Origin of the sequence: Lentimonas sp. CC4, assembly GCF_902728235.1 — a bacterium.
GTDB lineage: Bacteria > Verrucomicrobiota > Verrucomicrobiia > Opitutales > Coraliomargaritaceae > Lentimonas.
This window is the reverse complement of sequence record NZ_CACVBO010000001.1, coordinates 2,064,869-2,089,623: the sequence shown is the minus strand read 5'-3', so window position 1 is coordinate 2,089,623 and position 24,755 is coordinate 2,064,869. Positions and strand designations below refer to the sequence as shown.

Below are 24,755 nucleotides of genomic sequence, written 5' to 3'. Positions count from 1 at the left end.
CGGGTGCCTACAGAGTATATATCCATTGCTAAATCATAAGACATTCGGGAGCGCTGATGTCTCCGCCTCGTCTTGCGTTGTGCTGGCGCATACATTGAGTGCTTTCGTTCTGTGCTAAGGCTCGGCAGACGGCGCAGAGGCCGTCCCTCCCCAGGCAACCAGCACATTAAACAGATCCGCATGAGCCACGGCACTTTTCACACATGATGAGGCGCGTGAGTAGTTTTCGGCATTCAGCCCCCAATTCAGTCTCTTACGAATGCCAAGCTTGATTCGGCTGCCAAGAGCCTCTCTAGTCACACCCCGACACCCATCTATGAAAGCACTGATCAGCCCATCCGCTGCGCGCCAACACATCGACGCGCACCTACCCTCCATCCCCGCCATCAGCTGCCCATTGGATAAATGCGCTGGGCGTATTTTACGTGAAGCAGTCACCGCCGACCGCCCGCTCCCCCCGTTTGATCGCTCCATGATGGACGGTTATGCCATCCGTGCAGCCGACGCCACACAGAGCGATACCTTTACCATCGTCGCTCAAGCCCCAGCTGGAGCGCCTCCGGTCGAACTGGGCACAACACAAAACGTCTGCGCTGAAATAATGACCGGCGCCGTCGTGCCCGCCGACGCGGACTGCGTGGTGCCCTACGAAGTCACCGAACGAATCGACGAGCAAACGATTCGCCTGCTGAACGCATCCGACCACGTATCGGGCAACTGCATTCATCCACTCGGCAGCGACCACCCGGTGGGCAAAGTGCTACTCTCACCCAACACAGTGATCGGCAGCCGTGAAATCGCCATCGCCGCAACCTGTGGTAGCGCGCAGCTACTAGTCACGAAAATGCCAACGATCGCCATCGTCAGCACAGGCGACGAGCTCGTCGATGTCGCAAATACACCGCAGGCGCATCAAATCCGCCGCTCCAACGACCTCTCCATCGAGACCGCATTGACCAACGCACAACTCAGCGCGCAAAACCGCACGCACCTGCCCGACGATGCCGCGATCTCTAAAACCAAGCTGGCCGAATTGATTGAGCAAAACACCTTTCTCATTGTTAGCGGCGGCATCTCAATGGGCAAAAAGGATTACATCCCATCAACTCTGGACGAATTAGGACTACAAAACCATTTCCACGGCGTGCTGCAAAAACCAGGCAAGCCCTTTGGCTATTGGAGCAACGGCCACTGCGCCGTATTCACCCTACCAGGCAATCCGCTCTCCACACTCGTCGCACTACACCACTACGTAATACCAGCGATCAAGCAGGCAATGGGTGCACCTACTGATGCCACCAGACGCACGGTGCAACTCGCTGAGCCCGTCAAAGCCCGCGACGACATCACCGTCTTTCTACCAATCAAACTAGGCACCAATAATACCGCCCACAGCACTCCCGCACAAAACTCTGGCGACCTCGTCCGTATCCTACAAAGCGACGGCTACATCGAGCTCCCGCCGTCCGAAACCAAGACCTACGCGATTGGCGAGACCTTCGAATTCCATCCTTGGCTGTAATATCTCAAGGGAAGCCTAATTAGTAGAAAGCGCTGCGAATCTGCTAGATGTGCGGGTTACTTTGGGAGGGATGGCCTCCGCGCCGTCCGCCGAACCTAAGCACCGAGCCAAAGCACAGATCCTCTGCACCAGCTCACCGCAAGACGAGGCGGAGCTCGTCCCTCCCGAAATCACAACACACAGTGGGAGGGATGGCCTCCGCGCCGTCCGCCGAGCCTCAGCACCGAGCCAAAGCACAGATCCTCTGCACTAGCACGACGCAAGACGAGGCGGAGCTCGTCCCTCCCGAATGGGGTGAGTGAAAATTCACAATTCTTGATTCGCGGCTGTAATATTCTAAAGCAAAGCCTCTCCACTAAATCTATGCCCAACGCCTTGAAAAAGTGCTAAAAGCCGATACGGTTTTTCCCACTATAATACCTTGCCCCCATAATACGGGTGAACCACCACGAATAGACCATCATGCAAATCAAACGCACTGCCACCAAAGCCCCAGCAAAGAAAGCCACTACCAAACGTGCAGCGAAGAAAGTAATCACTAAACGTGTCACCCAAAAAGCGACGACAAAGCGTGCCGTCAAAAAAACCGCAGCGAAGAAGACGCCTACCAAGAAGGCCACCACCAAGCGCGCGGTGAAGAAAACGGCAGCGAAAAAAGTGCCTACTAAGAAAGTCACCATCAAGCGCGCGGTGAAGAAAGTCGCAGTCAAACGGAAGGTCGCAGCCCCGAAACCGACAGTCGGCTTCGTCGGCGTAGGCCGCATGGGCGCGAACATGGCGCGCCACCTACACGCGTGCGGCTACACGATTAGCGCCCTCTACGACATCAATTCAGATGCCGCTGCAACACTTGCCGACGAGCTCAGTTCCAATGCAGTCAAAAAGCTCAGTGCCGTCACTGCCGCGTCCGACATCGTCATCACCGTCGTAACCGATGATGCCGCGATGCAACGAATTTACCGCAGCAAGAAAGACAGCCTACTACAAGGAGCCGCTGGCACACTGTTTATCAACTGCGCGACGCTCAGCCCGCAGGTGCATGTCGACATCGAGGCAAAAGCCGCGGCAGTCGGTGCCAGCACACTCGAAGGTTGCATGGCCTCCTCCATCCCACAGGCACGCTCTGGCACACTCTACCTTATGATCGGCGGACAAGCCGTCGTCTTTAACAAGGCCAAACCACTCCTGAATGCTCTAAGCCAAGACCTCACCTACGTCGGTGAAAGCGGCAGTGCCTCCAAGGTCAAAGCACTGGTCAACATGGTGATGAACATCAATACCGCAGCCTTAGCCGAAGGCCTTGGGCTGGGTGAAGCACTGGGGCTCGACTTAAAGATGCTCTGTAAAGTGTTTGCTCAAACGGGCGCGAACAGCCGAGTGCTCGAAACCGATGCCGCCGACATGCTGAACCGCGACCACGAATGTTATTTCTCCGCAGCACATGCCGCCAAAGATTCCGGAATTGCCCTCGAACTAGCCAAAACAAAAAAGCTGAAGCTCCCGCTCGCCAAAGCGACCAAGGCACAATACGAACTGCTCAAAGCTGCCGGATTAGGTGAACTCGATAAGTCCGCGGTCGCCGAACTGACCTTTCCAGGGAGAAGTCCAAAGCCAACGAAACAGTCGCAAAAAAAGGCGAAAGCTGCAAAGACCTCTTCAAAAAAATCAAAACAGAAATCAAAGTCTTCAAAGAAACCGAAAGCCTCTAAGAAAAAATAGACGCCTCGATCCATACTCACTCAACCTAAAACGATGAAAAACATACTACGCACCCTCTCATTCTGCGCACTCAGCGCATTGACCGTAACTGCCACACACGCGCTCGATCTGAGTAAATTCACCGACAAAGCCACCGATGCGATCAGTGGTAGCGACACTAGCAGCACCGATCTGCTGAAAATGAGCTCAGATATGCTCAAATCGTTCAGTGGCAACGAGCAAGCAACCAGCGCAGCAAAGGGACTACTCAAGAGCTTCAACGCCGAAGATTATTTGGGAGCCTTTGATTATTACGATCAAATCAAAGACGCGGGTCTGACGCCTGCACAGCTGCAAACTTGGAACGACGTGAAAAATCCACTCTCTGCGGTGGTGCTCGAGCGCAACTTTGACTTTAAAGACTCTGGCTTATCAGACCTAGTCAGCAAAGCCACCAATTCTCTGAAAAACAACGACACTAAAGGTGCCAATAATTATCTAAGCCAACTGAAGGAAGCAGCAAGCCTCACCAGCGGCCAGAAGTCGCTCCTGCAGAAGATCCAGTCGAACCTACTGCCAGTCAAGTAGTAGTGATCGACCGACAAGGGTATTGATCACATTTCCTCCAAGCGGGTGGCCACCTAAAGAAAGCCACCTACGACCTTCAGCAAAAAGGGTGACTTCCAAACGGAGGTCACCCTTTTTTTTGGTTCATCGTCGATTACCGGGAAAGGAGTGCAAAGAAGCGGAGCCAAGGTTTATAGATGTAGTTTCGACACAGCATCAATTCACCCCAACCCCGCTTCATCATGGAATCTGTTCTCTGTTCCTTATTTTGGAAAGGCTATACTCTCGGCGAGATTCGCCATCTCTCAGCTAAACATTTGCTCTTCACTTTGGAAGCGCTGGATGATCCACGTTGTGGAGGCTGTGGAGAGCGTTGCACGCAGATCCACGATCAATCAAATCGTCGTTTGCGAGATCGTGACTTACTGGATTATCGCCTGAGTCTCGAGGTTTCAGTGCGGCGAGTGCGCTGTAAGGCCTGCGGAACCAGGACTGAGCAGATAGACTGGCTCTCAAGGCATAGTCGTTTAACGGATCGCCTGGTTGCTCATGTGGAAGAGCTCTGCCGAGATCAGCCGATCAAGCACGTAGCCAACCGTCATGGTTTAGCGTGGCACACGGTAAAGCGCATTGATTACAAGCGCTTGCGCCGCGAAGTCCCGCCTGTGGACTGGAGCAATGTGAAGCGCCTAGTTATGGACGAGTTCGCCCTGCGCAAAGGACATAATTACGCTTCGGTCATCGCAGACGCAGATACGCGACAAGTCCTTTGGATTGGCGTGGGCCGAACCCGAGCGGCGATCAGACCCTTCTTTGAGCAACTCGGTGAGTATTGCGTAAATATCAAAGCGGTCGCGATGGATCAGAACACAGCCTACGATCTGGAGGTAAAGCAGCACTGCCCGAACGCCGAAGTTGTGTATGACCTCTTTCATGTTGTCGCTAAATATGGTCGAGAGGTCATTGATCGTGTGCGCGTAGATCAGGCAAATGAACTGCGAGAGGACAAGCCTGCTCGCAGAGCGGTGAAGCGCAGTCGTTGGCTGTTGCTGAAGAATCGAAATAACCTGACTGATGATCAGCAAATAAAACTCAGCGAACTCATGTCGACCAATGCACCATTGGCTCAAGTGTATGTGCTCAAAGAACAACTCAAAGAGCTGTGGAGGTGCAACACGATCTGGGAGGCCTTTGCCCAGTGGAGGCAATGGTGGCGTGTCTGCCAAGAAGCGAACCTGAAGCCATTGTTCATCTTTGCTAGAAGGTTAAAACCTTACCTTCGCGGCATCTTGGCCTCAGCGCTTTACCCGCTCAATACCAGTGTGCTTGAGGGCATTAACAATAAAATTAAAGTCATCAAGCGAACAGCATATGGCTTCAGAGATCACAAATACTTCTTCCTGAAGATTAAGCATGCATTCCCCGGTAATCGACGATGAACCTTTTTTTTGTAACTGATCTAAAACGAACAGGTTTACCTACGGAAATTGAACCTTTGGCATGAGCGAATCACCCAATGCTTTAGTCGCTTCTGCTTTCAGCGCTTCGACCTCTTCGTTGCCTTCACCCAATTCAGCGGTCATTTCTTCAACCACTTCGCTGATTTCTTCAGCAGCTTCAGCTTGAATTTCGGCCACCTCAGTTTCAGCCATCGCGACCGCTTCCTCTGTCATTTCTTCGACCTCTTCGGTCACTTCTACAATCGCTTCGGCCACTTCAATTTGAGCAGCTTCGACAATGGCATCGACTTCTTCCATCGCTTCGGCGACGACTGCATCAGTCGCGGCAGTTTCTTTGGCCGGCATAGGAGCTGGCGCTTCAGGCTCTTTTTTGCCACATGCGGTCAGCATCGTAGCGAGCGTGATTAGGGCGATCAGTGATAGATTTGTTTTCATAGTGATATGTGGGTTAAAAGGCTAGAGAAGCTCTAGCATACACACAGAACAGCAATAGCACAAACGAACGAGGCAATGTCCGAAGTGATACAGGCATTCCTGCCTGTTCCCCAACGGCGCAACTCCCAAAGACAAATGTTGCCTAAGCCCCGCGCGCGTCGTCATACATACATAATGAAGGGATTTTTTCAAAGCCTACTGGGCTCGTTAACAGCATTCATCATTTTAGCAGTCGGTAGTATCGTCGCGTTCATCGTATTGATTGGCGCACTTGCTTCGCTCAGCGAACAACCATTAGTCCAAGTCGAGTCCGGCAGTGTGCTAGTGCTAGACCTGAACACAACGATTATGGATGCGCCTCCAATCGCTGACATCGGAGCTGTGGTGCAAGAGGCCATGAGTGGCCAGCCTCAACCAGTCACCTATCTACTAAAAGTCATCGACGCCATCGAATATGCACAGACAGATGACGACGTATCCGCTCTACTAATACACGGCAACCTACTACAGAACGGCTATGGTTCCGGCCTCGCTGCGATCTCTGAAATACGCCAAGCGATCGAGTTTTTTAAAACTTCTGGCAAACCAGTGTATGCCTATGTCGTCGCCCCCTCTCAAAAGGACTACTATTTAGCCTCCGTGGCGGATGAGGTCTGGGTCAACCCCTTCGGCATGATCTCGCTCAACGGCTTAGCCGCCAACGGAGCCTTTCTGGGAAGCGCCCTCGAAAAATATGGCATCGGCGTGCAAACCACTCGCGTTGGCGCTTACAAATCCGCGGTTGAAATGTTTACCCGCACCAAAATGAGCGATGCCGACCGCGAGCAAAAGACCGTGCTACTCAACGACCTATGGGGCACCCTACTCACCGAGATCAGCACCTCGCGAGCCATTACCAAGCAAGACATCGTAAAGCTCAGCTCCAACGACGCCTTTTTCACCGCAAGCGATGCGCAGGCAGCCAACTTAGTGGATCGTGTCGGCTATTTAGATGAGTTGATCGACCACCTCGGCAGCACCTATCACTACGCAGCCTCGGACGAAACTTTCCAACAGATCGGATTGATCGACTACTCAGCGGCAAGAACCTTGGAGTCGGATACAACAGCGAAAGACGGTGAGCGCATCGCAATCGTTTATGCGGAAGGCCAGATCATCGACGGAGGCAAATTCCCTGGCTTCATAGGCGGAGATTGGCTCGCCGAGGAGTTGCGCCGCCTACGTAAAGACAAGGATGTCAAAGCAGTCGTGCTGCGCGTCAATAGCCCTGGCGGCAGCGCTGTGGCCTCCGAAATCATTCAACGTGAAACCCGCTTACTTGCGGAGCAAAAACCGCTGATCGTATCGATGGGCAGCTATGCCGCCAGCGGTGGTTACTGGATTTCCGCCTATGCCGACAGCATCTACGCACAGCCCTATACGATCACAGGATCAATCGGGGTCTTTGGCATGGTGTTTAACATCGAAGAGGCTGCAGCCAACTTCGCCGTCAGCTTCGACGGCGTCAAAACATCCCCATTCGCCGATATTTATACGGCAAGTCGCCCGCGCACTGAGGACGAAATGGCGCTGATCCAACAATTCACCGACGAGATATACGATGCCTTTATTGATAAAGTCGCTGAAGGCCGTGAGCTCGAAATCGCCAAAGTGCGTGAACTCGCACAAGGCCGGGTCTGGAGTGGCGTCAGCGCGCAGAATCTCGCACTGGTCGATAGCATGGGCGGATTAAATGCCGCCATCAACGACGCCGCTGCCAAGAGCAACTTAGAATCCTACATGATCGAGCAAGTGCCCGCACCTTCGAACTTTGGAGAGACCCTAGCAATGATGCTCGAAGAAGCAGGCGCCCCTCCCGTCGCGAAAGTATCCAGCCCACTCAGTAAAATCGCCGCACAAGCCGACGAACTGACCAGTCAACTACGCGGTCTCAATGATCCGCGCAGCGTTTACACCAGAATGCCCTACGGGCTCGAAGGCCTGTAATGCCTAGAAACATTGACAGACCCTACAACTCTGCATGTAGGTGCATCAGGCTGGCGCACCCGTTCTGGTAAGCACTGACCATTTCTCAACTAGAAGGTTAAGTATGACAATTACAGCCGCAGCACTCGCAAAATATTTAAACGGTGAAGTTATCGGCGACGGTTCTCTTGAGCTCACGGGCTTCGCTACAGCCGATCGCGCCGTCGCTGGTGACCTGACTTTCGCGGAAAAAGACAGCTATTTCGCCGCAGCTGATGCCAGTAATGCTTCGGCCGTGCTGGTCGCAGGCGATTGCTCCTCGACCTCGAAAGTCCTGATCCGAGTGGCCAACCCACGTATTGCCGCGGCGTATGCGCTGCAACTGCTCTATCCACCCGAGACATTTAGCGCAGGCATCGATGCGAGCGCGACAGTCGCCGACAGCGCCACAATTGATCCAAGCGCCCACATCGGCCCGGGCTGTGTCATCGGCGAGAATGTCAGCATCGGTGCCGGAACAGTCCTACTCGGCGGCAACCACATCGCCCACGACTGCCAACTCGGCAGCAATGTGCGCTTGCACCCGAACGTCGTCCTTTACTCACACACCGTGATTGGCGACCGCACCACCATCCACGCCAGCACCGTGATCGGCGCAGACGGTTACGGCTATGTCTTTGATCAAGGCCGCCACGTCAAGATGCCGCAGATCGGCAACGTGGTGATCGGCAACGATGTCGAAATCGGCTCTAACACCTCGATCGACCGTGCCGCGCTCGGCTCCACGACCATCGGATCGGGCACAAAAATCGACAACTTGGTGCACATCGCACACAATGTCACCTTTGGTGACAACTGTCTAATCCTCGGGCAAACAGGCTTCGCCGGCAGCACCACTTTTGGCGACTACTGCGTCATCGCCTCACAGTCCGGCGTGGCAGGTCATTTAAATATCGGCAATCAAGTCACCATCGGCAGCAAGTCCGGGGTGATGCGTGACATTGCCGACAAAGAAACCGTGCTCGGCTTTCCCGCAGTAAAACACACGCAAGCCAAGCGCCAATGGGTCGGCGTCCAGCGCTTGCCAGATATACAACTACAACTGCGCGAGTTACAGAAGCAAGTTGCGGCCCTGCAAGCACGATTGGACTAAAGACCGCCGATACCGGTAAGCGGCCTCAGAAGAAGGACTTCAATAGATCCTTCCCCAGATTCTCTAAATCATCACGGCGCTGCTCTTTTTCCGATTTCTTCTGCGGCTCTTCAGTCGTTCCGTCGGTCTTAGGTGCGAGCTCTGCTGGCAGTGAATTTGTAGGATCACTCTCAGCTGCAGCCTTTGCCTTCGCTTTCTCCCGATCTTTACTAGAATTTGAGAATGCGCCCTTCCCCGCTTCATTTAAAATATCCATCAACTCACCCGTGTCGGGGTCAGCCAAACTACCGGTGATGTGAACCGGTTCGTTCCAACGTCGAAAACCGTCTTCAGCCGTGGTGGGCTGCAATAAATCCAAGGTCTCCAAATATTCTGTCAGACGCCCTTTCGCTCCGAGCACTAAAGTTAAATCCAACGGCTGATCCATCACCTCGCCGAGTTCACTCGGCCCGACCGAACCAGTCGCATCAATCAGGACACTCTCTCCAGTCAAACGCAGCTGTGGAATCAATACCTGTTTGTCTGCCCCACGCGTGAGCTCGAATACGAAGTGATCAAAAGGAATATCCTTAAAATACGGAATCGTATTCGAAAGTGCCGCGATGCCTGGACGATCAAAGCTCTGCCCCAATAGACCCGCAAGCCCTAGGCCGAGCTGCTGCCGGTCATCCATCTCAAAAGCGGTCAAGACGCCCTTCTTTCCAGTAATCTTCAGCTTTGCCACGGACCCTTCCACTGCAGCGTCCAGCGATTCTCCAACACCACTCAACTCAAACGCACCGTCAAATTCCCCCTGAACCGGCGGAGCCTTATGATGCTTCTCCACAAAAAATGCAGGATCAACCGCTTCAAAACGAATATCTGAGGTGAGCGTGTATGGCTTCAACTGCGAGGACGCATACAGCACGCTGCTACTCCCTTTCAATTCGCCATCACCAATCTTCGCCGAGATCGGATCGACCGACAGCTTCGGCTCAGAAACCACCGCCTTTAATACAATCGCTTCAATAATCTGACCTGCCTCTAAGCGGAACTCATTGATGCTGACGGACGCACGCCCATCCAACATCGCCCACGCCGGAGGCACAGGCGCCGTGTCCACGACTGTAACACCACGAGGCGCTTGTGGCTTCTGTTGCACTGTTCGCACATCCCCCGGACGGCTTGGCGGGTCAAGCGCCACGGTTTGCTCTCTCGGCGTAAAGGCCGCGGCCAAAATTGTAAGATCTTCCTGCGTCACGCGCTCACTCGAGACTTCGGCATCAAAAGTGATCGGCTCGCGACTCGGGTTCACCACAGACTTGAGCTGGAGGTCTGTTGATGGCCGACTCACAGAGCCTGCCATCAGATTCGCACCGACGCGCCACTCTCCAACGTTCGATGTCGGCACCAACGCCAACGAAATCGCATAATCCCGTGTCATTGCGGGCATACTGCGTGCACGTAGCTGGCTAATGTTCGCCTTCAGATACAACGGCTCATCAGAGGACGCATCAACGTCCAAATCAAGCCCCATACGACCGCTCACGATCGAAGCACTGCTGGCCAGCACTGGCAGTTGAAAGAGTTCCTGCAGGCCAATTTGCAACGCAGTCTGCGATTGCACGCCCGCAAATGGATTCGCCGCGTCACGCGGTGCATCCAACTGAATCACCCCGCTGGAGCTGCCTTGAATAAACGAACCGTATTGATCCGCCACACTCAACGAGTTCAACGAATATGTAAGCATTTGATCGGCACTCAACTCAAACTTCGGTGCTACGATCACCACCAGATTCTGCACCAAGGGCGCACCAGAATCCGTCACCGTCAGCGGCCCCAAGGTAATCGGCTCCGCAAAGGTCACAGAAAACGCGCCATCGGCCGCCCCCGCAACTGAGAGGGAAAGCGATACTGGCGCCTGCGACTGAATCTGCAAGCCATCCAGCCATGGGTTCAGCCACTCCAATTGTAGCGCGGTAATTGTCACACCCAGCAAGTCACCGGAAAACTCCTGTGATTTGCCACCAAAAGTCATAGGATGCTTCAAATCCAAAGAGACCAGCTCTGCGCCCGCAGCCGAAGCGATGAGATCAGCGGCACTCACCGTCATCGTCTCACCATTAGTCGATGCCACCGTATGGCCAGTCACTTTCAGTGCGCCCAGCGTTGCCAACTCGGGCATCAACACCTGCGGCTTCGGCAGGTCGGCATCAAAAGTCACTGAAGCAGTCGCGACGCCCGCTGCATCATCCACCTCTAGATCCAGTTCTTGTTTCACTGAGACCAACTGACTACCGCTCGCATCTTTGCCTGACGTATTCGACTCGAAGCGCAGCGACTCGAACCCTCCGCCGATTTTCTGCTTAAAACTAAGTGCTGCAGTCGAATCGAACACCTTTAATCCCGACGCCAGCGGCTGATCTGCCAACAATTGCAGCGACGCATCGATCTGTGAAGCTTCCCCAGGTCGAATTGCTGGCGCATCGACACGCACAATATACTTCGATCCCTTTCCATCATGAATCACGCCCTCCAAGGCGATCCCATCGATATCGAGCAACCATTCAAAATCACCCATCGCTGCTAACGCGTCCATCGGATTCATCGCAGCTTCCTCGGCTGCAGGCGCAGGTGGCGCTGGTGCGGAATCTACCTTCGGTTCATGCGAACCGGTCGATGTCGCGACACCACCAGAAGGTGTCGGCGCAGTCACGGTGGGCAAATCCACACGCAAGCCCTCGACGGTCAGCACGCCCATCTTGATCGTCTGATCAAACACCGCAGCCAGTGGCTCAAATGCGGTATCCACGGCACCAACCTGCACGCGCGTGCCATCTTCCAGCATCAGCACGAGGCCAGAGAGCGTCACCTTGCTCGTCGTCACGTGGATGGCCTCGATCGAACTGCCTGCAGGCAACTTTCCTTCAACCAAGCTTTTCTGGAAGCCCGCATTTGTCAGCGTAAAATACCCACCAACAAGGGCGACCAAGAGGAGAACAAACAGGACAGCAACGATTCGAAATAAGGTTTTCATATACAAAAAGGGAAGGAATTTGAGTAAGCTATGAGTAAACCGTTCGCAAGCAAGGTTCCTCAGCGCAAATTTCACATGAGGCATGCTATCGTGCAGAGGCATAAGCAGACCGTTCGCACGAGTTCTCGACACAGCGTGAAGGGCTGTAGCGATGTGACGCCAGTCACGTCGACGCGTGCAATGGCGCAGCGATCGAAACACAGACCTCGTTCGCACGAGTTCTCTACGCAGTGTGAAGGGCTGTAGCGATGTGACGCTAGTCACGTCGACGCGTGCCATGGCCGCAGCGATCGAAACGCAGACCTCGCTCGCACGAGTTCTCTACACAGCGCGAAGGGCGGTAGCGATGTGACGCCAGTCACGTCGACACGCGTAATGGCGCAGCTATCGAAACACGGACCTCGTTCGCACGAGTTCTCTACGCAACACACAAAAAAAGGCCGCCCCGAATTGGGACGACCTTTTAAAAAAATATCTGCGAAACGCTTATTTGCGCTTAGCTTCGACCAGGCGCTTTTCCTTAACTTGGTTCGCAGCCTTACCGATACGGTCGCGCATGTAATACATACGTGCACGCATGGTGATGGACTCACGGTCGATCTCGATCTTCTCGATGGATGGGCTGTGAACTGGGAAAACCTTCTCAACACCCACACCCGATGCGATACGACGCACTGTGAAAGTCTCCTGGAGGCTACCACCCTTGCGAGCGATTACGATACCAGCGAAAATCTGGATACGTGTCTTATCACCTTCTTTAACCTTAAGGTGAACGCGAACGCCATCACCGACTTTAAAGTCTGCGCGGTCGCTCGTGAGTTGATCTTTAGTGATGTCTTCTAGGATTGCTTGGCTCATTGCTGGAATTCTCCGTTTTTTAAAATGTCTGGTCTTAGTTGCTGGGTCTTTTCTATCTGCTGTTCATGTCGCCATTTTGCAATAGCACCATGATCTCCAGACAATAAGACGTCTGGCACACCCATACCGCGAAACTCCGCAGGACGTGTGTATTGAGGAAAGGCGAGGAAGTTGGTCATAAAGGATTCCTCCGTCAAGGATTTTTCATCACCTAAAAATTCAGGCACAAATCGGCTCACACAGTCGATCACCACTGCGGCCGCCAAGGTGCCATTTGTCAGGACATAATCCCCAATGCTCACTTCTCGATCAATTAAATCGTCGCGAACGCGCTGATCGACGCCTTCATAGTGACCACTTAGTATAATAAGGTGCTTCTCTTGCACCAATTCACGCGCCAACTGGCTGGTAAGTGGCTCCCCGTCGGGTGCCATATAAATCACTTTCGTTTCGGGACGGCGCATCGACTCCACCGCCGCATAGATCGGCTCGGGCTTCATCACCATTCCGGCTCCGCCACCATAGGGCAGCTCGTCGGTCTTGTGATGTTTATCAGTCGCCCAATCGCGCAATTGGTGCGCATCGGCACGAATCAAACCATTACGCTGCCCGCGCCCCAACATACTGGACGATAAAAAACCCTCCACCATTTCTGGGAAGAGGGTTAAAATATCAAACTCGATGTGCATGGTGCAATCGGTCGATGTCCCTATTAATAAGGGAAAAGACCAGCTTACGCTTCGGTTGCTTCAGCAGCAGGTGCTTCTGCAGGAGCTTCGCGGCGCGCCTTACGGATCAAGCTAGCAGCAGTGTCAGTTGGCTTTGCACCAACAGACTTCCAATAATCAACGCGCTCAAGTTTTACGTTCAACTCATCAGTTGCACGCTTAGCTTGTGGCTCATAAGTGCCGAGAACTTCGACAAAACGTCCATCGCGACGAGCAAGAGCTTCGGTTACGACTAGACGATAAAAAGGACGGTGGCTTGCGCCGTGACGTTGGAGGCGGATTTTGAGTGCCATAATTGTTATTGGTTTCGGGAGATTTCAGGGCCAGAGGCCGGAAGTTGTGAAAAGCGAGGAAGAAATGAGTTCCAACCGCACCTGTCAAGCGCGGAGACTGCCTTATTCAAAGGAATCGCGATAATGCGACTTAATCAGGGTGCACTTCATCCGGCGAATCCGTCCATGGCAGCGGAAAGGCGCTCTTCTGCCAGTCTTTACGAATTTCTCCGATTTTCGCGAATTCGTCCTCCACGCCATCGATCATTTCGCCTGTAAACTTATAACGAGAGTCATCTCCCGTCATGCGCACCACACGTTTCCCACTATAAGAATGCAAGGTGCGTGGCGTAGAATAATCAATTTGGCGGATTTTGGACATGACATGTATATAATCGAGAAGCTGAAAGTTAGTAGCCAGCAATACGTCGACTTCAAGCCTTACTCCAATCCCGAATCCACATTAACCTGCATTAACGGTTTGCGTTCGCACATTTCCACATTTGCCTTTCCCGCATGCCTAAAATTATTTTTCAAAAATCCGCACTCACACTCGACTGGAACGACGAAGAAAACATCCTCGAACTCGCTGAGGCCAACGACCTCGACCTCGACTACGGTTGCCGCATGGGCAACTGCACCGCGTGCCAACAGAAGATCGTCTCCGGCGAAGTCGAATATGCGATGGGACATAGCGGCGAACCCGACGAAGGCTACGCCCTCCTCTGCTGCTGCACGCCTAGAGGTGAGGCCGATCTGGTCATCGACGCGTAATCACGCCTTTAATTATATGCGAAGCGCACCATTACTGATTTGCACATTCGCAATCGCGTGCCTGAGCGCATGCAGCTCACTCCCAGAGAACCCGCCTGCAACCGTAGAGTCAGTCGACCTACAACGCTACAGCGGGCTCTGGCATGAAATTGCACGCCTACCCGTCTTTTTTCAAAAAGCCGATGAGACGGCGACCGCCGAATATACACTGAACGACACCGGCAGCGTGGATCTAATTAACACCGCGATCGCCACAGACGGCTCCACCCGCTCAGTGACTGGCAATGCCGTGCCCGTGGAAGACTCGAATAATGCCAAGCTCAAGGTCACGATCGATAACTTCTTCGCCAAGCTGTTTGGATCCCCTCCCGAATATGGCAACTATTGGGTGCTCAAGCTCGCAGACGACTACTCGGTCGCCCTCGTCGGCTCACCCAACCGCAAAACGCTCTGGCTGTTAGCTCGTGAACCTCAAATCCCAGCCTCAACACTCGAGCAGTATTTAGCGCATGCGCGCGAGCTCGGCTTTGAGACCGACTCGGTTATTATCAATAACTGAGACACAAACTCAGGCTACTCCGTCGCCCCTTCGATGTGGCGACGAATAAACTCAGGATCCCGCCTCAAATCGACTACGGCATATATGACCACTAGACCCCCATCCAAGGCATAGAAAATACCATATGGAAAAACTCGGGACAGGCTCCTATAAAACCGGCGATAGACAATACGGTGCGCTCCACCCGTGACCTTAAGCTCTTCGATATCTGCTCGGAGGCAGGAATAAAAGTAATCCCCGACACCAGGCGCCTGCTTTTCGTAAAAAATAATACCCCTCATTGAGGTCGACTATCGCATCCGACGAAATACGGATAGCCTTCATCGATGCCCAATGCTTCCTTTCACATCGTCCCAATCCAAAAGTTTCGCTTCGCCTAATTCCACCCGAGCAACTCGCGCATCCAACAAATCACAGACTTCATCGGACTCAGACGACTCCTCAAACCCTTGGCGCATATCCTCCCACAAATTCCTCATGGTGAGCAACTTCTCCTCAGTCGTTAAAGTTTTAATATCAGGCAACATGCATAAACTGTAGCCCAACAGGATTATGAGTCAATAATCACTATCGAGCAGGCTCGCAACGAATCCTACTTGCCCACAGGAACAGAATCGCTCGGAGGCAACTGCTTAATCATCCCCCCAGAAACCGGCAGAAATGACGCAACCACGATAGTCCCAGAGAGTAGAAACATCACCGCTACAGAGAGCAAAAGCAGCCAATCACACTTCAACCGCAAAACACTGAATAGGTTTAACGCTGCAAATGCGCCAGCAATCACCAACCAAACAAACCGAGGCGCTCCCATTACCAGTTGCGTGAGCTTGGGCAAAACCAACCCGCTCTTATACATATCCTGATAAATCGTCAGAAATTCAGGGATTACGAAAAAAGCCGAGCCAACAAATACAAACGGAAGAAAAACGCAGCAAACTAAGTTCAGAATCTGCAGTATTAATTTCATGCTCCAACCAACCTCCTCGCCTTTTTTCAAAATTGGACGTTCGGCGTTGAGCGTTCAACGTTTGTGCCGCTAGGCACTAATCTTTCACCACTTCAATTCGCTCAAAGCTGTTCGACAACCCAGTCGCTGCATCGATATCGATCAAGCAACCGCAGATGCGAATATCGTCCTCTGCGACCGGGAAGCGACGCTTCATACCGTCGAGAAAGCTCGCAACCACCGAGCCGACATCGCGCCCTAACACCGAATGATACGGCCCGCACATACCGGCATCACTTAAATAGGCAGTGCCGCCCGGCAACACACGCCCATCAGCTGTCGGCGCGTGCGTATGCGTGCCCACGACCGCTGCCGCTTTGCCATCTAAATACCAGCCAAGTGCTATCTTCTCCGAAGTCGCCTCCATGTGCGCCTCCACAAACACCGCATCACAAGCGTCCTTCAGCTCGTCGAGCTTGGCAGCCACCATTTTAAACGGGCAACTCGACTTGAGCGTTAAATAATTGCGCCCTAGCACGGTCAAAATTCCGAGCCGAAAGCCATCTTTCTCAATGATCAGGTGCGTGCGCCCTGGGTTTTGCTCCGGTAAATTCGCTGGACGGCAAACCTGCTCGAGGTCATCGATCTCATTTTCAAAGTTCTTCTGATCCCAGACGTGATCGCCCAACGTAATCGCATCGATCCCCGCGGCGATGAGTTGATTCGCGATTTTCTTGGTAATCCCCGCACCACCCGCAGAGTTTTCCGCATTCGCGATCACGATATCAGCACCTAGTTCCGCTTTTAATGACGCAACACGCTCAGCAACAAAGGTGCGCCCTGGACGCCCTACAATATCTCCTAAAAACAAAACTTTTGGCATGACGGGCAAATTGAAATGAAACAACGCACCCGGCAAGGCTCTTCCGTGCTTGATTTGAGCGCTTTTTACTGTCTTTCTCCTTCACTTTTCCAAGGGGCGACTCTGCCCTCATCTCAAAAACACAACACCAACCACCACAGTATAATGAAAACCGATACAGCAATCGACTCTCCTGAACAGGACGAAATTGGCCCCGAAATGAAGGGTGCTGATGTCTTGGTCGCCTCTCTTGAGCGCGAGGGTGTGGATGTGGTGTTTGCCTATCCTGGCGGTGCATCGATGGAGCTACACCAAGCTCTGACAAAGAGTGAAAAGATCCGCACCATCCTACCTCGCATGGAGCAAGGCGGCGGATTCATGGCACACGGCTATGCTCGCGCCAAAGGCGAAGCCTCTGTCTGCATGGCAACCAGTGGCCCGGGTGCGACGAATCTCGTCACCTGCATCGCCGATGCCTACATGGATAGCATCCCTCTGATCGCGATCACTGGACAGGTTTACCAACAATTCATCGGCAAGACCGCATTCCAAGAGACAGACTTCTTCGGCATGACTCTGCCAATCGTAAAGCACAGTTTTCTCGTCCTCAAGAAAGAGGACCTGCCACGCGTCGTTAAAGAAGCCTTCCACATCGCCACCACAGGCCGCCCGGGGCCCGTCGTGATCGACATCCCGAAGGATGTGCAGCAAGCCATCTTCAAACCAGTTTTCCCGGCTAAGGTCGATCTGCCAGGCTATCAAGTCGACATGATCAAGCCACAGGCGACCGATGAAGAACTCATCAACGTCCTCGATCTGATCGGTCAAGCAGAACGCCCAGTGCTCTACATCGGTGGTGGCATCGTATCTGCCGAGGCACACCTTGAACTACGTGAATTCGCCGAACTGACAGGCATCCCTGTCGCTTCGACGCTCATGGGGCTTGGCGCATTCGACGCAGAGCACCCACAATCACTCTACTGGTTCGGCATGCACGGCACCGTTGCTGGCAATTGGGCAGTGTGCGACAGCGACCTCCTTATTTGCGCAGGTGCACGATTCGACGACCGTATCACTGGCCTCGTCTCCAAGTTTGCGCCCGACTCCGAGATCGTCCACATCGACATCGACGTCTCTGAGCACAACAAGAACAAGCGCGTGCAGCATGCCATTCACTCTGACGTGAAGTATGCACTCACTCGCCTAGTCGAACTGAGCAAAGCTGGTAAACTCAAGAAGCCTGAAATCAGCGCTTGGATGAAAACCATCAACGAGTGGAAAGAAAAATATCCGTTTAGCTACGACAAAAGCGGCCACATCACTCAGCAGGAAGCGATCGAAACGCTCTACGAAGAAACCAAGGGCGATGCCATCATCGCAACTGGCGTGGGACAGCACCAAATGTGGGCCGCCCAATTTTTCAAGTTCCGTGAGCCACGCACTTATATTAGTTCACTCGGCCTTGGCACCATGGGCTTCGGCCTACCCGCGGCAATTGGCGCTAAAGTTGCCTATCCAGAGAAATTGGTTGTCAACATCGACGGCGACGGTTGCTTCCTCATGAACGTGCAGGAGCTAGCCACTGCAGCGATCGAAAAGATCAACGCCAAGACAATCATCCTAAATAACCAGCACCTCGGTATGGTGGTTCAGTGGGAAGACTTGCTCTACGAAAGTGTCCGCGGCCAAACAATCCTTTGCGACAAGGACAACATCGGTGGCCCAGACAACCTCGAAGCGATCTATCCTGACTTCGTCACGATCGCAAAGGGCTTCGGCGTTGCCGGCAAGCGTGTCGTCAAACGCGAAGATCTACGCGGAGCGATCCAAGACATGATCGCCCACGACGGTCCTTACCTACTGGAAGTCATCGTGCCTTACACAGAGCACGTGTTGCCAATGATCAAGCAAGGCCTCGGCGCTAAGGAAATTTTGATCAAATCCGAATAAGGATTAAAACTTGCTACAGCGAACCCTCTGCAAACAGAGGGTTCGCTTTTTTATGCAAGCAACTCACTTACAAAAAAACCAAAGAAGTATGAACTTAAAGACACTCACATCGCTCGCACTGAGCCTGACTGCAGCTAGCTTCGCAAGTCACGCGGACGTCGTCATCACCACCGATGGCGCACAACTGACAGGGCAAATCACAAAAATCGAAGCTGGCGTCATCCACCTCACCACCGCCTATGCAGGTGACTTGGAAATCCAACAAGCGCAAGTCGCCTCGTTCGAGACCGACACACCAGTCAACGTGCGCCTAGCAGATGGCACCACACTCGCTGGCCCAATTGCTGACATCCAGAACACACCTGGTTCCATCAAGATTCAAACACAGTCAGACAGCGTCACCGCGAACCTAGCCAGTATCTCCGACTCATGGGCACTTGAAGCCGAGGATCCAGCACTCGTCCGCGAGCGCGCCGAAGAAGAAGCCCTGCGCCGCAAATGGAGCATTGAAAGTGCATTCAACATCTCCGGCAAACGTGGCAACACCGACGAAAGTGATTACGGAGCCAACCTAAACCTAGGACTCAAGGGGCCCGATGATGAATTAAAGATCTTCGCCAGCTACCTATACGGTGAGACAAACGACGAGCGCACCGATGACGAAATGATCCTAGGGTCCTCATATGATCGCTATAAAGCAGGCACTGTTTGGGGTTGGTATGTCGCATCACTGATTCGCCGCGACACGATGGAAGACATCAACTTTCGCTCAAGAAGCAGCGCTGGTCTGGCGATTCGTTTGATCGACAACGACCACCAATCACTCAAGTGGCACATTGGTCCTGGTTATCTCTACACGTCTTACACTTCGGATAAAGATGACGACTCAGCAGTCACAGCCAACACCAGCCTCCATCATGCTTACAAGTTCAACGACTTCCTGAGCATGAAGAACATGGCAGCCTATGCCACCCAGCTCGAAGACACTGGTGATTATAACTTCATCCACGACAGTAGCCTCGAAATCCCAATCGGCAACGGCGAGAAATGGAAGGTCAACATGGGCATCATGAACGAATACGAAAGCCAATCAGCGACAGACGAGAATTGGAACACCACCTACTACACCAAGATGGTATATCGTTGGAAATAACATAACCAATCTAGCTGAGCGCACATCTCAGCACTTGTTTTCGAGCCCGATCTTGGCATAATTTGCCTAGATCGGGCTCTTGCTTTTAAGAACGTCCCTAACTCACCGGTTCAATCATGTTCAACTCTGCCTCTCCTCTTCGCTTACTGAATTTAATGGCCATAGCGATGCTGATCACCACAGGCTGTAGCACCACTCCCCAAAACGAGCAAAGCTGGGAGACGCTGCTCGAGACCAATGCACCACAGGCAACCAACGGAACCACCTACGATCAGTCGCAAGTCGCTCAAGACCTAAAACAATTCGAGCTCGCGCAACAAGAACTCGAATCACTCCATAGTGAAATCACCACACTGCAGCGCACGCTTACATTCCAAGACCACCCCTACCTGGATGACAGCTCGAACAAGACAATCGAATTGATACTATTCCGCTTCATCAATGCACGTGACACCCTCAGTAACATCACACGCATCTATCGTAGCCAACGCGGAATCAATACAACCACTCAGACGAAAGGGAACCTACTCGCCATGGCCGCCGGCCTCACCAGCGATTATTACAGCAGTTATTTCTGCGCCCTATTCGATGGTAATAAGCCACTCATTGAAGTCCTCAACACCGCGCATCCTCGCTTCGCGATTCCCGCAGGCACATACGACCGTATCTATTCAGATGTCACCTCACTAGATAACCTCCAGTTGCTCGACGCAGGCTGGCGCCTTTACTCGACAGAGCTCAACGACCCAACTAGGCCAATCAGTCAACTCATCAACAATGATCCCCAATTTGCACACTTGGCCGATCAAATGGACGAGCGATGCGCTAACACTCGAATCTATACCGAATATTTACTCCATTCCTCACAGCACACCCTAAGCGATCTCGAAGACCGCCTACACCACAGCGAAATCGAAAAGATCGTCGAGGCCGCCGAGCAAGAAATAACCAAAGACATGTATAAAACACGCGGCTTCGTATTTAAAAATGTCGCACGCATCAAAGACCCAGAGACGCATTTACTCGAATTCTCAAACAAACAAGCCGCCGAAATCAAACAGCTGCTACAACCCGGCGACATCATACTGACCTATACCGCTGGCTATATGAGCGACGTCTTCCTACCTGGCAACTTCAAGCATGGCATCACTTACATCGGCACGCCCGAGCAACGGCGCGCCGTAGGCCTTACGGATCAAGCGATCAAACAGGCCGCTATTTCCGAAGCACAAGCACAAGCACTCATCGGACACGTGCAAGTCGACACTATGACAGGTGACTACCAAGTCGATATCATCGAAGCCGTCGCAGAAGGCGTAGTCATGCACTCTCTGGACAAGCTACTCGAAACACACATCAACCGTCTCGTCGTGATCCGCCCCAAACTCACAGAAGCCGAGCGCTTGGAGCAACTCATCGCAGTCTTCCAATACGTGGGCACCGCTTACGACTTCAAATTCGACTTCCAAAACGACAGCTACCAATGCTGCACGGAAGTCGTGTATCGCACCATCAATGGCAAAAGCAGCATCGACTTCTCGCTAGTCAAAATGAAAGGACGCTGGATCTTAGCCGCAGACGATATACTTCGCTACTACTTAGCACAGAACCCAGAGGCCTTCGAATTTATCTTACTCGCTGATCAATCAAATGATTCCAAAGACTTCAACGCAGTGCTACATACTGGCCCCGCTGGCTTGGACGCACTCTATGAGCTCATGAATTTACCTGAGCCTACAGCCAAACAATAACGACCGACATACTTTCGTAGCGATGCCTCCATACATACTATTAATCCTCACTCCATTCATCACGGCCGCCATCGGTTGGTTTACCAATTGGGTGGCCATCAAGATGCTCTTCCACCCGCGTGTGCCCATCCGCATCTTCTTCTGGAAGTGGCAGGGCCTCATCCCACGCCGCCAGCTCCAGCTAGCGCAGGAGTCCGCTGAAATCATCGAACGCGAGATTCTCCAGCAACACATGATCCTTACTGAGATCAAAAAGATCAACCTAGAGCCGTATCTAGAAAAAACCGCCCACACCCTGGTGTGGGAACGCATCGGCCCGCAGCTACGTGCGATTCCCCTACTCGGGGGCTTTGTGAACGACAGTATACTCGCGAAATTCGAAGTCATCGCCTGTGAAGAAATCAAAAACGAAGCAGGCCCATTGATGGAAAAAGTCGCCACCGAATTTGAAGCCTCGGTCGACCTCAAACAAATGATCGAAGACAACATCGCCGCCTTCGACCTCGAACGTTTAGAGGCAATCGTCAACGCCGTCGCCAAGCGCGAGTTCCGCACGATTGAACGCTTAGGCGCTGTGCTGGGCTTCGTCATCGGCTGCGTTCAAGTCGCACTCTTCTGGGCGACTGGTGCGATTGCAATATAGTCGAACCTTACGCCTCTGCATCCAGTGCTTTCAAACGCTGATCGAGCCGAGCTAACAAGCGCGCCTCCAGCTCCTTTGGGCGAATTGGCTTAGTCAGGAAACCATCCATGCCAGAAGCCACCGAGGACTCTCGGTCGGACTTAAGCGCCGCTGCAGTCAAAGCCAAGATGTAAGGCTGTCGATCTTCCGGTAATTCTCGACGAACGCAGCGCGTTGCCTCCAACCCATCCATCCGCGGCATATGGATATCCATCAGCACCACATCAACATCCTTCGCATGCAGGAAGGCAAGTGCCTCCATGCCATCCACCACGAAATCAATCCCCTTAAAGCCAAGCTTTGTGAGCAAGATACGCACGACCTGGCTATTTACCTTATTATCTTCTGCAACTAGAATACGCAACTTCGCACGCTTCGCGGCCTCTTCGTCAGTCAACGATATATGACTACGCGCCTTCGACGCCTGCTTCGCCTCGACCTGCATCGGAATATCATCAAGCTGTGGGCTAAATATATCAGCGATCACACGCATCACATCGGGAGCACTTGCTGGCTTAGCAATATAGCGTAAACATCCCAACGACATCGCCTTCGTGCGCACGCCACTATCAGGCAATAACGAGAGCAACACCATACTTAGATCACGCACTTTACGGTAGTGGTGTCGACGCACGGCTTGCACCAGAGTCAACCCATCCAGATCCGGGGCAAAACTATCGACAAGGACGAGATCGATCGACTCGAAGGACGTATCAATTACCTCCAACGCGTCATGACAGTCCTCAACCAGAGTGACTTCAGCATTATGCTGTATCAAATACTTCTCCAACAACTGTGCATGCGCCTCACATCCATCCACCACTAGAATGTGCTTACCACTAATGGAAGAGCCATCAATCTGACGATCCTTTTTAGGAGCCACCGCAGCCACTTGGATGTTGAAGTAAAACGAGGTGCCCATGCACTCCACACTTTCAAACTGCACATCTCCACCGAGCAATTGCGCCAATTTCCTTGAAATCACTAAGCCGAGGCCGGTGCCACCAAATCGACGCGTGGTCGAATTATCTGCCTGCGAAAATGCCTTAAACAATTTCTCCTTTCGATCATCAGGAATACCCACGCCCGTATCTGAAACTTGAAACTGCAAACCAACTAAGTCGGAATACCCATCTAAATAAGGCACACCGGGGGCGCACTCCAAGCGCTCGACCCGAATAAAGATCTCTCCAGCATCGGTAAACTTAACGGCATTACTCATTAAATTCACCAACACCTGCCTCACGCGAGTCGGATCTCCAATCACGTCCAATGGCACCTCAGGAGCAATTTCAAAAATCAACTCCAACTCCTTCTCCACTGCCCCTGCAATGAAGAGTTCCAAAGTCCCCTGGACCAACTCCGATAAATCAAACGGCACAGTTTCTAGATCAATTTGATTCGCCTCGATTTTTGAGAAATCAAGAATGTCATTAATCACATTGAGTAAGCCCTCGTTGCTCGTTGCGATGGTATTCAGATAATCGCGCTGCTCGGGGTCGAGTTGCGTATCAAACATGAGCGATGTCATCCCCATGATCGCATTCATCGGCGTGCGAATCTCATGGCTCATATTCGCCAAAAAATCACTCTTTGCCTGATTCGCATGTTCAGCGACTTCCTTCGCCCGGATGATCGCATTCTTGGCCACACGCTGCTGCGTAATATCGGTGCACGTCGAAATCACCTCGACCACCACTCCCTCATTAATAATCGGCTGAAGCATCTCGGAGTAGGTATATGGACTCCCTTGGCTCGACACTTCAAAACTACAAGCCTGCCCCCCCCACGCTCGGGTATAATAATGATGCCGTTTGCGCTGGAGCACATGATCGTCCTCAAAACAATCACAGAGTCGCTTCTGCTCTATATCTTTGGGGCGATACCCCAGTGCTTTAAGTAAAGTGCCACGTGCTAATGTATAGCGAAACGAATCTTCATCACGGATAAAGACTAAAGTCATGCCACTCTGGCGCTCTAGGGTCTTCTCATAACGGTCCCTAACTCGCTGTAACTCCCGACGCGACTCCTGCAGAATTCTGCCATTCGCCCCCGAGAGCTCCAGAGTGACGACATCCAACTCCTCTCGAACAGATTCAATGGCACCATCATACTTTACATAACTCGCATGAACCGCATCAAGGAAGCCTCTGATCTTAGAATCATTAAGATCAGAGACTCCTTCAAGGTGCTCTCTAATTTGACGCGCTAATATACGATGCATGTGTATCTAATAGGGTTTTTACACTAGTAAAAGAAGTCTGTCGATTTTTGCGACCCTAGTTATCAAATATATGAGCACTCAGTCCAATGCCCAAAAAGAGCATTGATGGGTCACATTAAACGCAGTAAGTAATTGCGTGAACATTAGTGAAAAGAATTGTCTACACGCACATCTGTTCAC

General features: G+C 52.5%; 22 protein-coding genes. 12 read left to right on the top strand and 10 right to left on the bottom strand.

Features of this window, described 5'->3' with window-relative positions:
* The first annotated feature begins 316 nt into the window (after positions 1 to 316).
* From GZZ87_RS09140 to GZZ87_RS09120, 4 genes are all read left to right on the top strand, one after another.
* Positions 317 to 1,522: a molybdopterin molybdotransferase MoeA gene (locus GZZ87_RS09140; protein WP_162026928.1), complete on the top strand. Its 1,206-nt coding sequence runs from the start codon at positions 317 to 319 to the stop codon at positions 1,520 to 1,522.
* 462 nt (positions 1,523 to 1,984) lie between these two features.
* Complete coding sequence (locus GZZ87_RS09130; RefSeq protein ID WP_348534042.1) at positions 1,985 to 3,241, top strand: NAD(P)-dependent oxidoreductase; 1,257 nt, start codon at positions 1,985 to 1,987, stop codon at positions 3,239 to 3,241.
* Positions 3,242 to 3,274: 33 nt separating this feature from the next.
* A complete protein-coding gene (locus GZZ87_RS09125) occupies positions 3,275 to 3,808 on the top strand; it encodes a hypothetical protein (protein ID WP_162026929.1) in 534 nt (177 codons plus the stop codon).
* A gap of 221 nt (positions 3,809 to 4,029) precedes the next feature.
* Entirely contained in the window at positions 4,030 to 5,226 is a 1,197-nt protein-coding gene (locus GZZ87_RS09120; protein WP_162026930.1) for an ISL3 family transposase, read from the top strand.
* Between the two features lie 39 nt (positions 5,227 to 5,265).
* Here GZZ87_RS09120 and GZZ87_RS09115 read toward each other — a convergent pair whose 3' ends face one another.
* Entirely contained in the window at positions 5,266 to 5,682 is a 417-nt protein-coding gene (locus GZZ87_RS09115; RefSeq protein ID WP_162026931.1) for a hypothetical protein, read from the bottom strand.
* A 174-nt stretch (positions 5,683 to 5,856) separates the two neighbouring features.
* Here GZZ87_RS09115 and sppA point away from each other — a divergent pair, with 174 nt between their 5' ends.
* Positions 5,857 to 7,668 (top strand): signal peptide peptidase SppA, encoded by a 1,812-nt coding sequence (gene sppA / locus GZZ87_RS09110; RefSeq protein ID WP_162026932.1) that lies wholly within the window; start codon positions 5,857 to 5,859, stop codon positions 7,666 to 7,668.
* 103 nt (positions 7,669 to 7,771) lie between these two features.
* Positions 7,772 to 8,800 (top strand): UDP-3-O-(3-hydroxymyristoyl)glucosamine N-acyltransferase, encoded by a 1,029-nt coding sequence (lpxD, locus tag GZZ87_RS09105; protein WP_162026933.1) that lies wholly within the window; start codon positions 7,772 to 7,774, stop codon positions 8,798 to 8,800.
* A 25-nt stretch (positions 8,801 to 8,825) separates the two neighbouring features.
* Here the strand turns inward: lpxD and GZZ87_RS09100 are convergent, their stop codons facing one another.
* From GZZ87_RS09100 to GZZ87_RS09080, 5 genes are all read right to left on the bottom strand, one after another.
* Positions 8,826 to 11,816: a hypothetical protein gene (locus GZZ87_RS09100; protein ID WP_162026934.1), complete on the bottom strand. Its 2,991-nt coding sequence runs from the start codon at positions 11,814 to 11,816 to the stop codon at positions 8,826 to 8,828.
* A gap of 486 nt (positions 11,817 to 12,302) precedes the next feature.
* A complete protein-coding gene (rplS, locus tag GZZ87_RS09095) occupies positions 12,303 to 12,674 on the bottom strand; it encodes a 50S ribosomal protein L19 (RefSeq protein WP_162026935.1) in 372 nt (123 codons plus the stop codon).
* Complete coding sequence (gene trmD, locus GZZ87_RS09090) at positions 12,671 to 13,363, bottom strand: tRNA (guanosine(37)-N1)-methyltransferase TrmD (protein ID WP_162026936.1); 693 nt, start codon at positions 13,361 to 13,363, stop codon at positions 12,671 to 12,673. The genes rplS and trmD overlap by 4 nt, the downstream gene beginning before the upstream one ends.
* 44 nt (positions 13,364 to 13,407) lie before the next feature.
* Positions 13,408 to 13,695: a 30S ribosomal protein S16 gene (gene rpsP / locus GZZ87_RS09085; RefSeq protein WP_162026937.1), complete on the bottom strand. Its 288-nt coding sequence runs from the start codon at positions 13,693 to 13,695 to the stop codon at positions 13,408 to 13,410.
* A gap of 130 nt (positions 13,696 to 13,825) precedes the next feature.
* A complete protein-coding gene (locus GZZ87_RS09080) occupies positions 13,826 to 14,056 on the bottom strand; it encodes a hypothetical protein (RefSeq protein ID WP_162026938.1) in 231 nt (76 codons plus the stop codon).
* Positions 14,057 to 14,190: 134 nt separating this feature from the next.
* Between GZZ87_RS09080 and GZZ87_RS09075 the strand changes: the two genes are divergently transcribed.
* Positions 14,191 to 14,448 (top strand): 2Fe-2S iron-sulfur cluster-binding protein, encoded by a 258-nt coding sequence (locus GZZ87_RS09075; protein WP_162026939.1) that lies wholly within the window; start codon positions 14,191 to 14,193, stop codon positions 14,446 to 14,448.
* A 16-nt stretch (positions 14,449 to 14,464) separates the two neighbouring features.
* Positions 14,465 to 15,007, top strand: a complete 543-nt coding sequence (locus GZZ87_RS09070) for a lipocalin family protein (protein ID WP_162026940.1) — start codon at positions 14,465 to 14,467, stop codon at positions 15,005 to 15,007.
* A 320-nt stretch (positions 15,008 to 15,327) separates the two neighbouring features.
* Here the strand turns inward: GZZ87_RS09070 and GZZ87_RS09065 are convergent, their stop codons facing one another.
* From GZZ87_RS09065 to GZZ87_RS09055, 3 genes are all read right to left on the bottom strand, one after another.
* Positions 15,328 to 15,534, bottom strand: coding sequence for an addiction module protein (locus GZZ87_RS09065; RefSeq protein ID WP_162051063.1), 207 nt, complete (start codon positions 15,532 to 15,534; stop codon positions 15,328 to 15,330).
* A gap of 65 nt (positions 15,535 to 15,599) precedes the next feature.
* Entirely contained in the window at positions 15,600 to 15,974 is a 375-nt protein-coding gene (locus GZZ87_RS09060; protein ID WP_162026942.1) for a hypothetical protein, read from the bottom strand.
* 76 nt (positions 15,975 to 16,050) lie between these two features.
* A complete protein-coding gene (locus GZZ87_RS09055; protein WP_162026943.1) occupies positions 16,051 to 16,836 on the bottom strand; it encodes a TIGR00282 family metallophosphoesterase in 786 nt (261 codons plus the stop codon).
* A 144-nt stretch (positions 16,837 to 16,980) separates the two neighbouring features.
* Here GZZ87_RS09055 and ilvB point away from each other — a divergent pair, with 144 nt between their 5' ends.
* From ilvB to GZZ87_RS09035, 4 genes are all read left to right on the top strand, one after another.
* A complete protein-coding gene (gene ilvB / locus GZZ87_RS09050) occupies positions 16,981 to 18,765 on the top strand; it encodes a biosynthetic-type acetolactate synthase large subunit (RefSeq protein ID WP_162026944.1) in 1,785 nt (594 codons plus the stop codon).
* 88 nt (positions 18,766 to 18,853) lie between these two features.
* On the top strand, positions 18,854 to 19,918 hold the full coding sequence (locus tag GZZ87_RS09045) for a DUF481 domain-containing protein (RefSeq protein WP_162026945.1): 1,065 nt from the start codon (positions 18,854 to 18,856) through the stop codon (positions 19,916 to 19,918).
* 155 nt (positions 19,919 to 20,073) lie between these two features.
* Positions 20,074 to 21,669: a YiiX/YebB-like N1pC/P60 family cysteine hydrolase gene (locus GZZ87_RS09040; protein WP_162026946.1), complete on the top strand. Its 1,596-nt coding sequence runs from the start codon at positions 20,074 to 20,076 to the stop codon at positions 21,667 to 21,669.
* Between the two features lie 22 nt (positions 21,670 to 21,691).
* Entirely contained in the window at positions 21,692 to 22,312 is a 621-nt protein-coding gene (locus tag GZZ87_RS09035; RefSeq protein ID WP_162026947.1) for a DUF445 family protein, read from the top strand.
* Positions 22,313 to 22,319: 7 nt separating this feature from the next.
* Here the strand turns inward: GZZ87_RS09035 and GZZ87_RS09030 are convergent, their stop codons facing one another.
* Positions 22,320 to 24,575, bottom strand: coding sequence for a response regulator (locus tag GZZ87_RS09030; RefSeq protein WP_162026948.1), 2,256 nt, complete (start codon positions 24,573 to 24,575; stop codon positions 22,320 to 22,322).
* Positions 24,576 to 24,755: the final 180 nt, after the last annotated feature.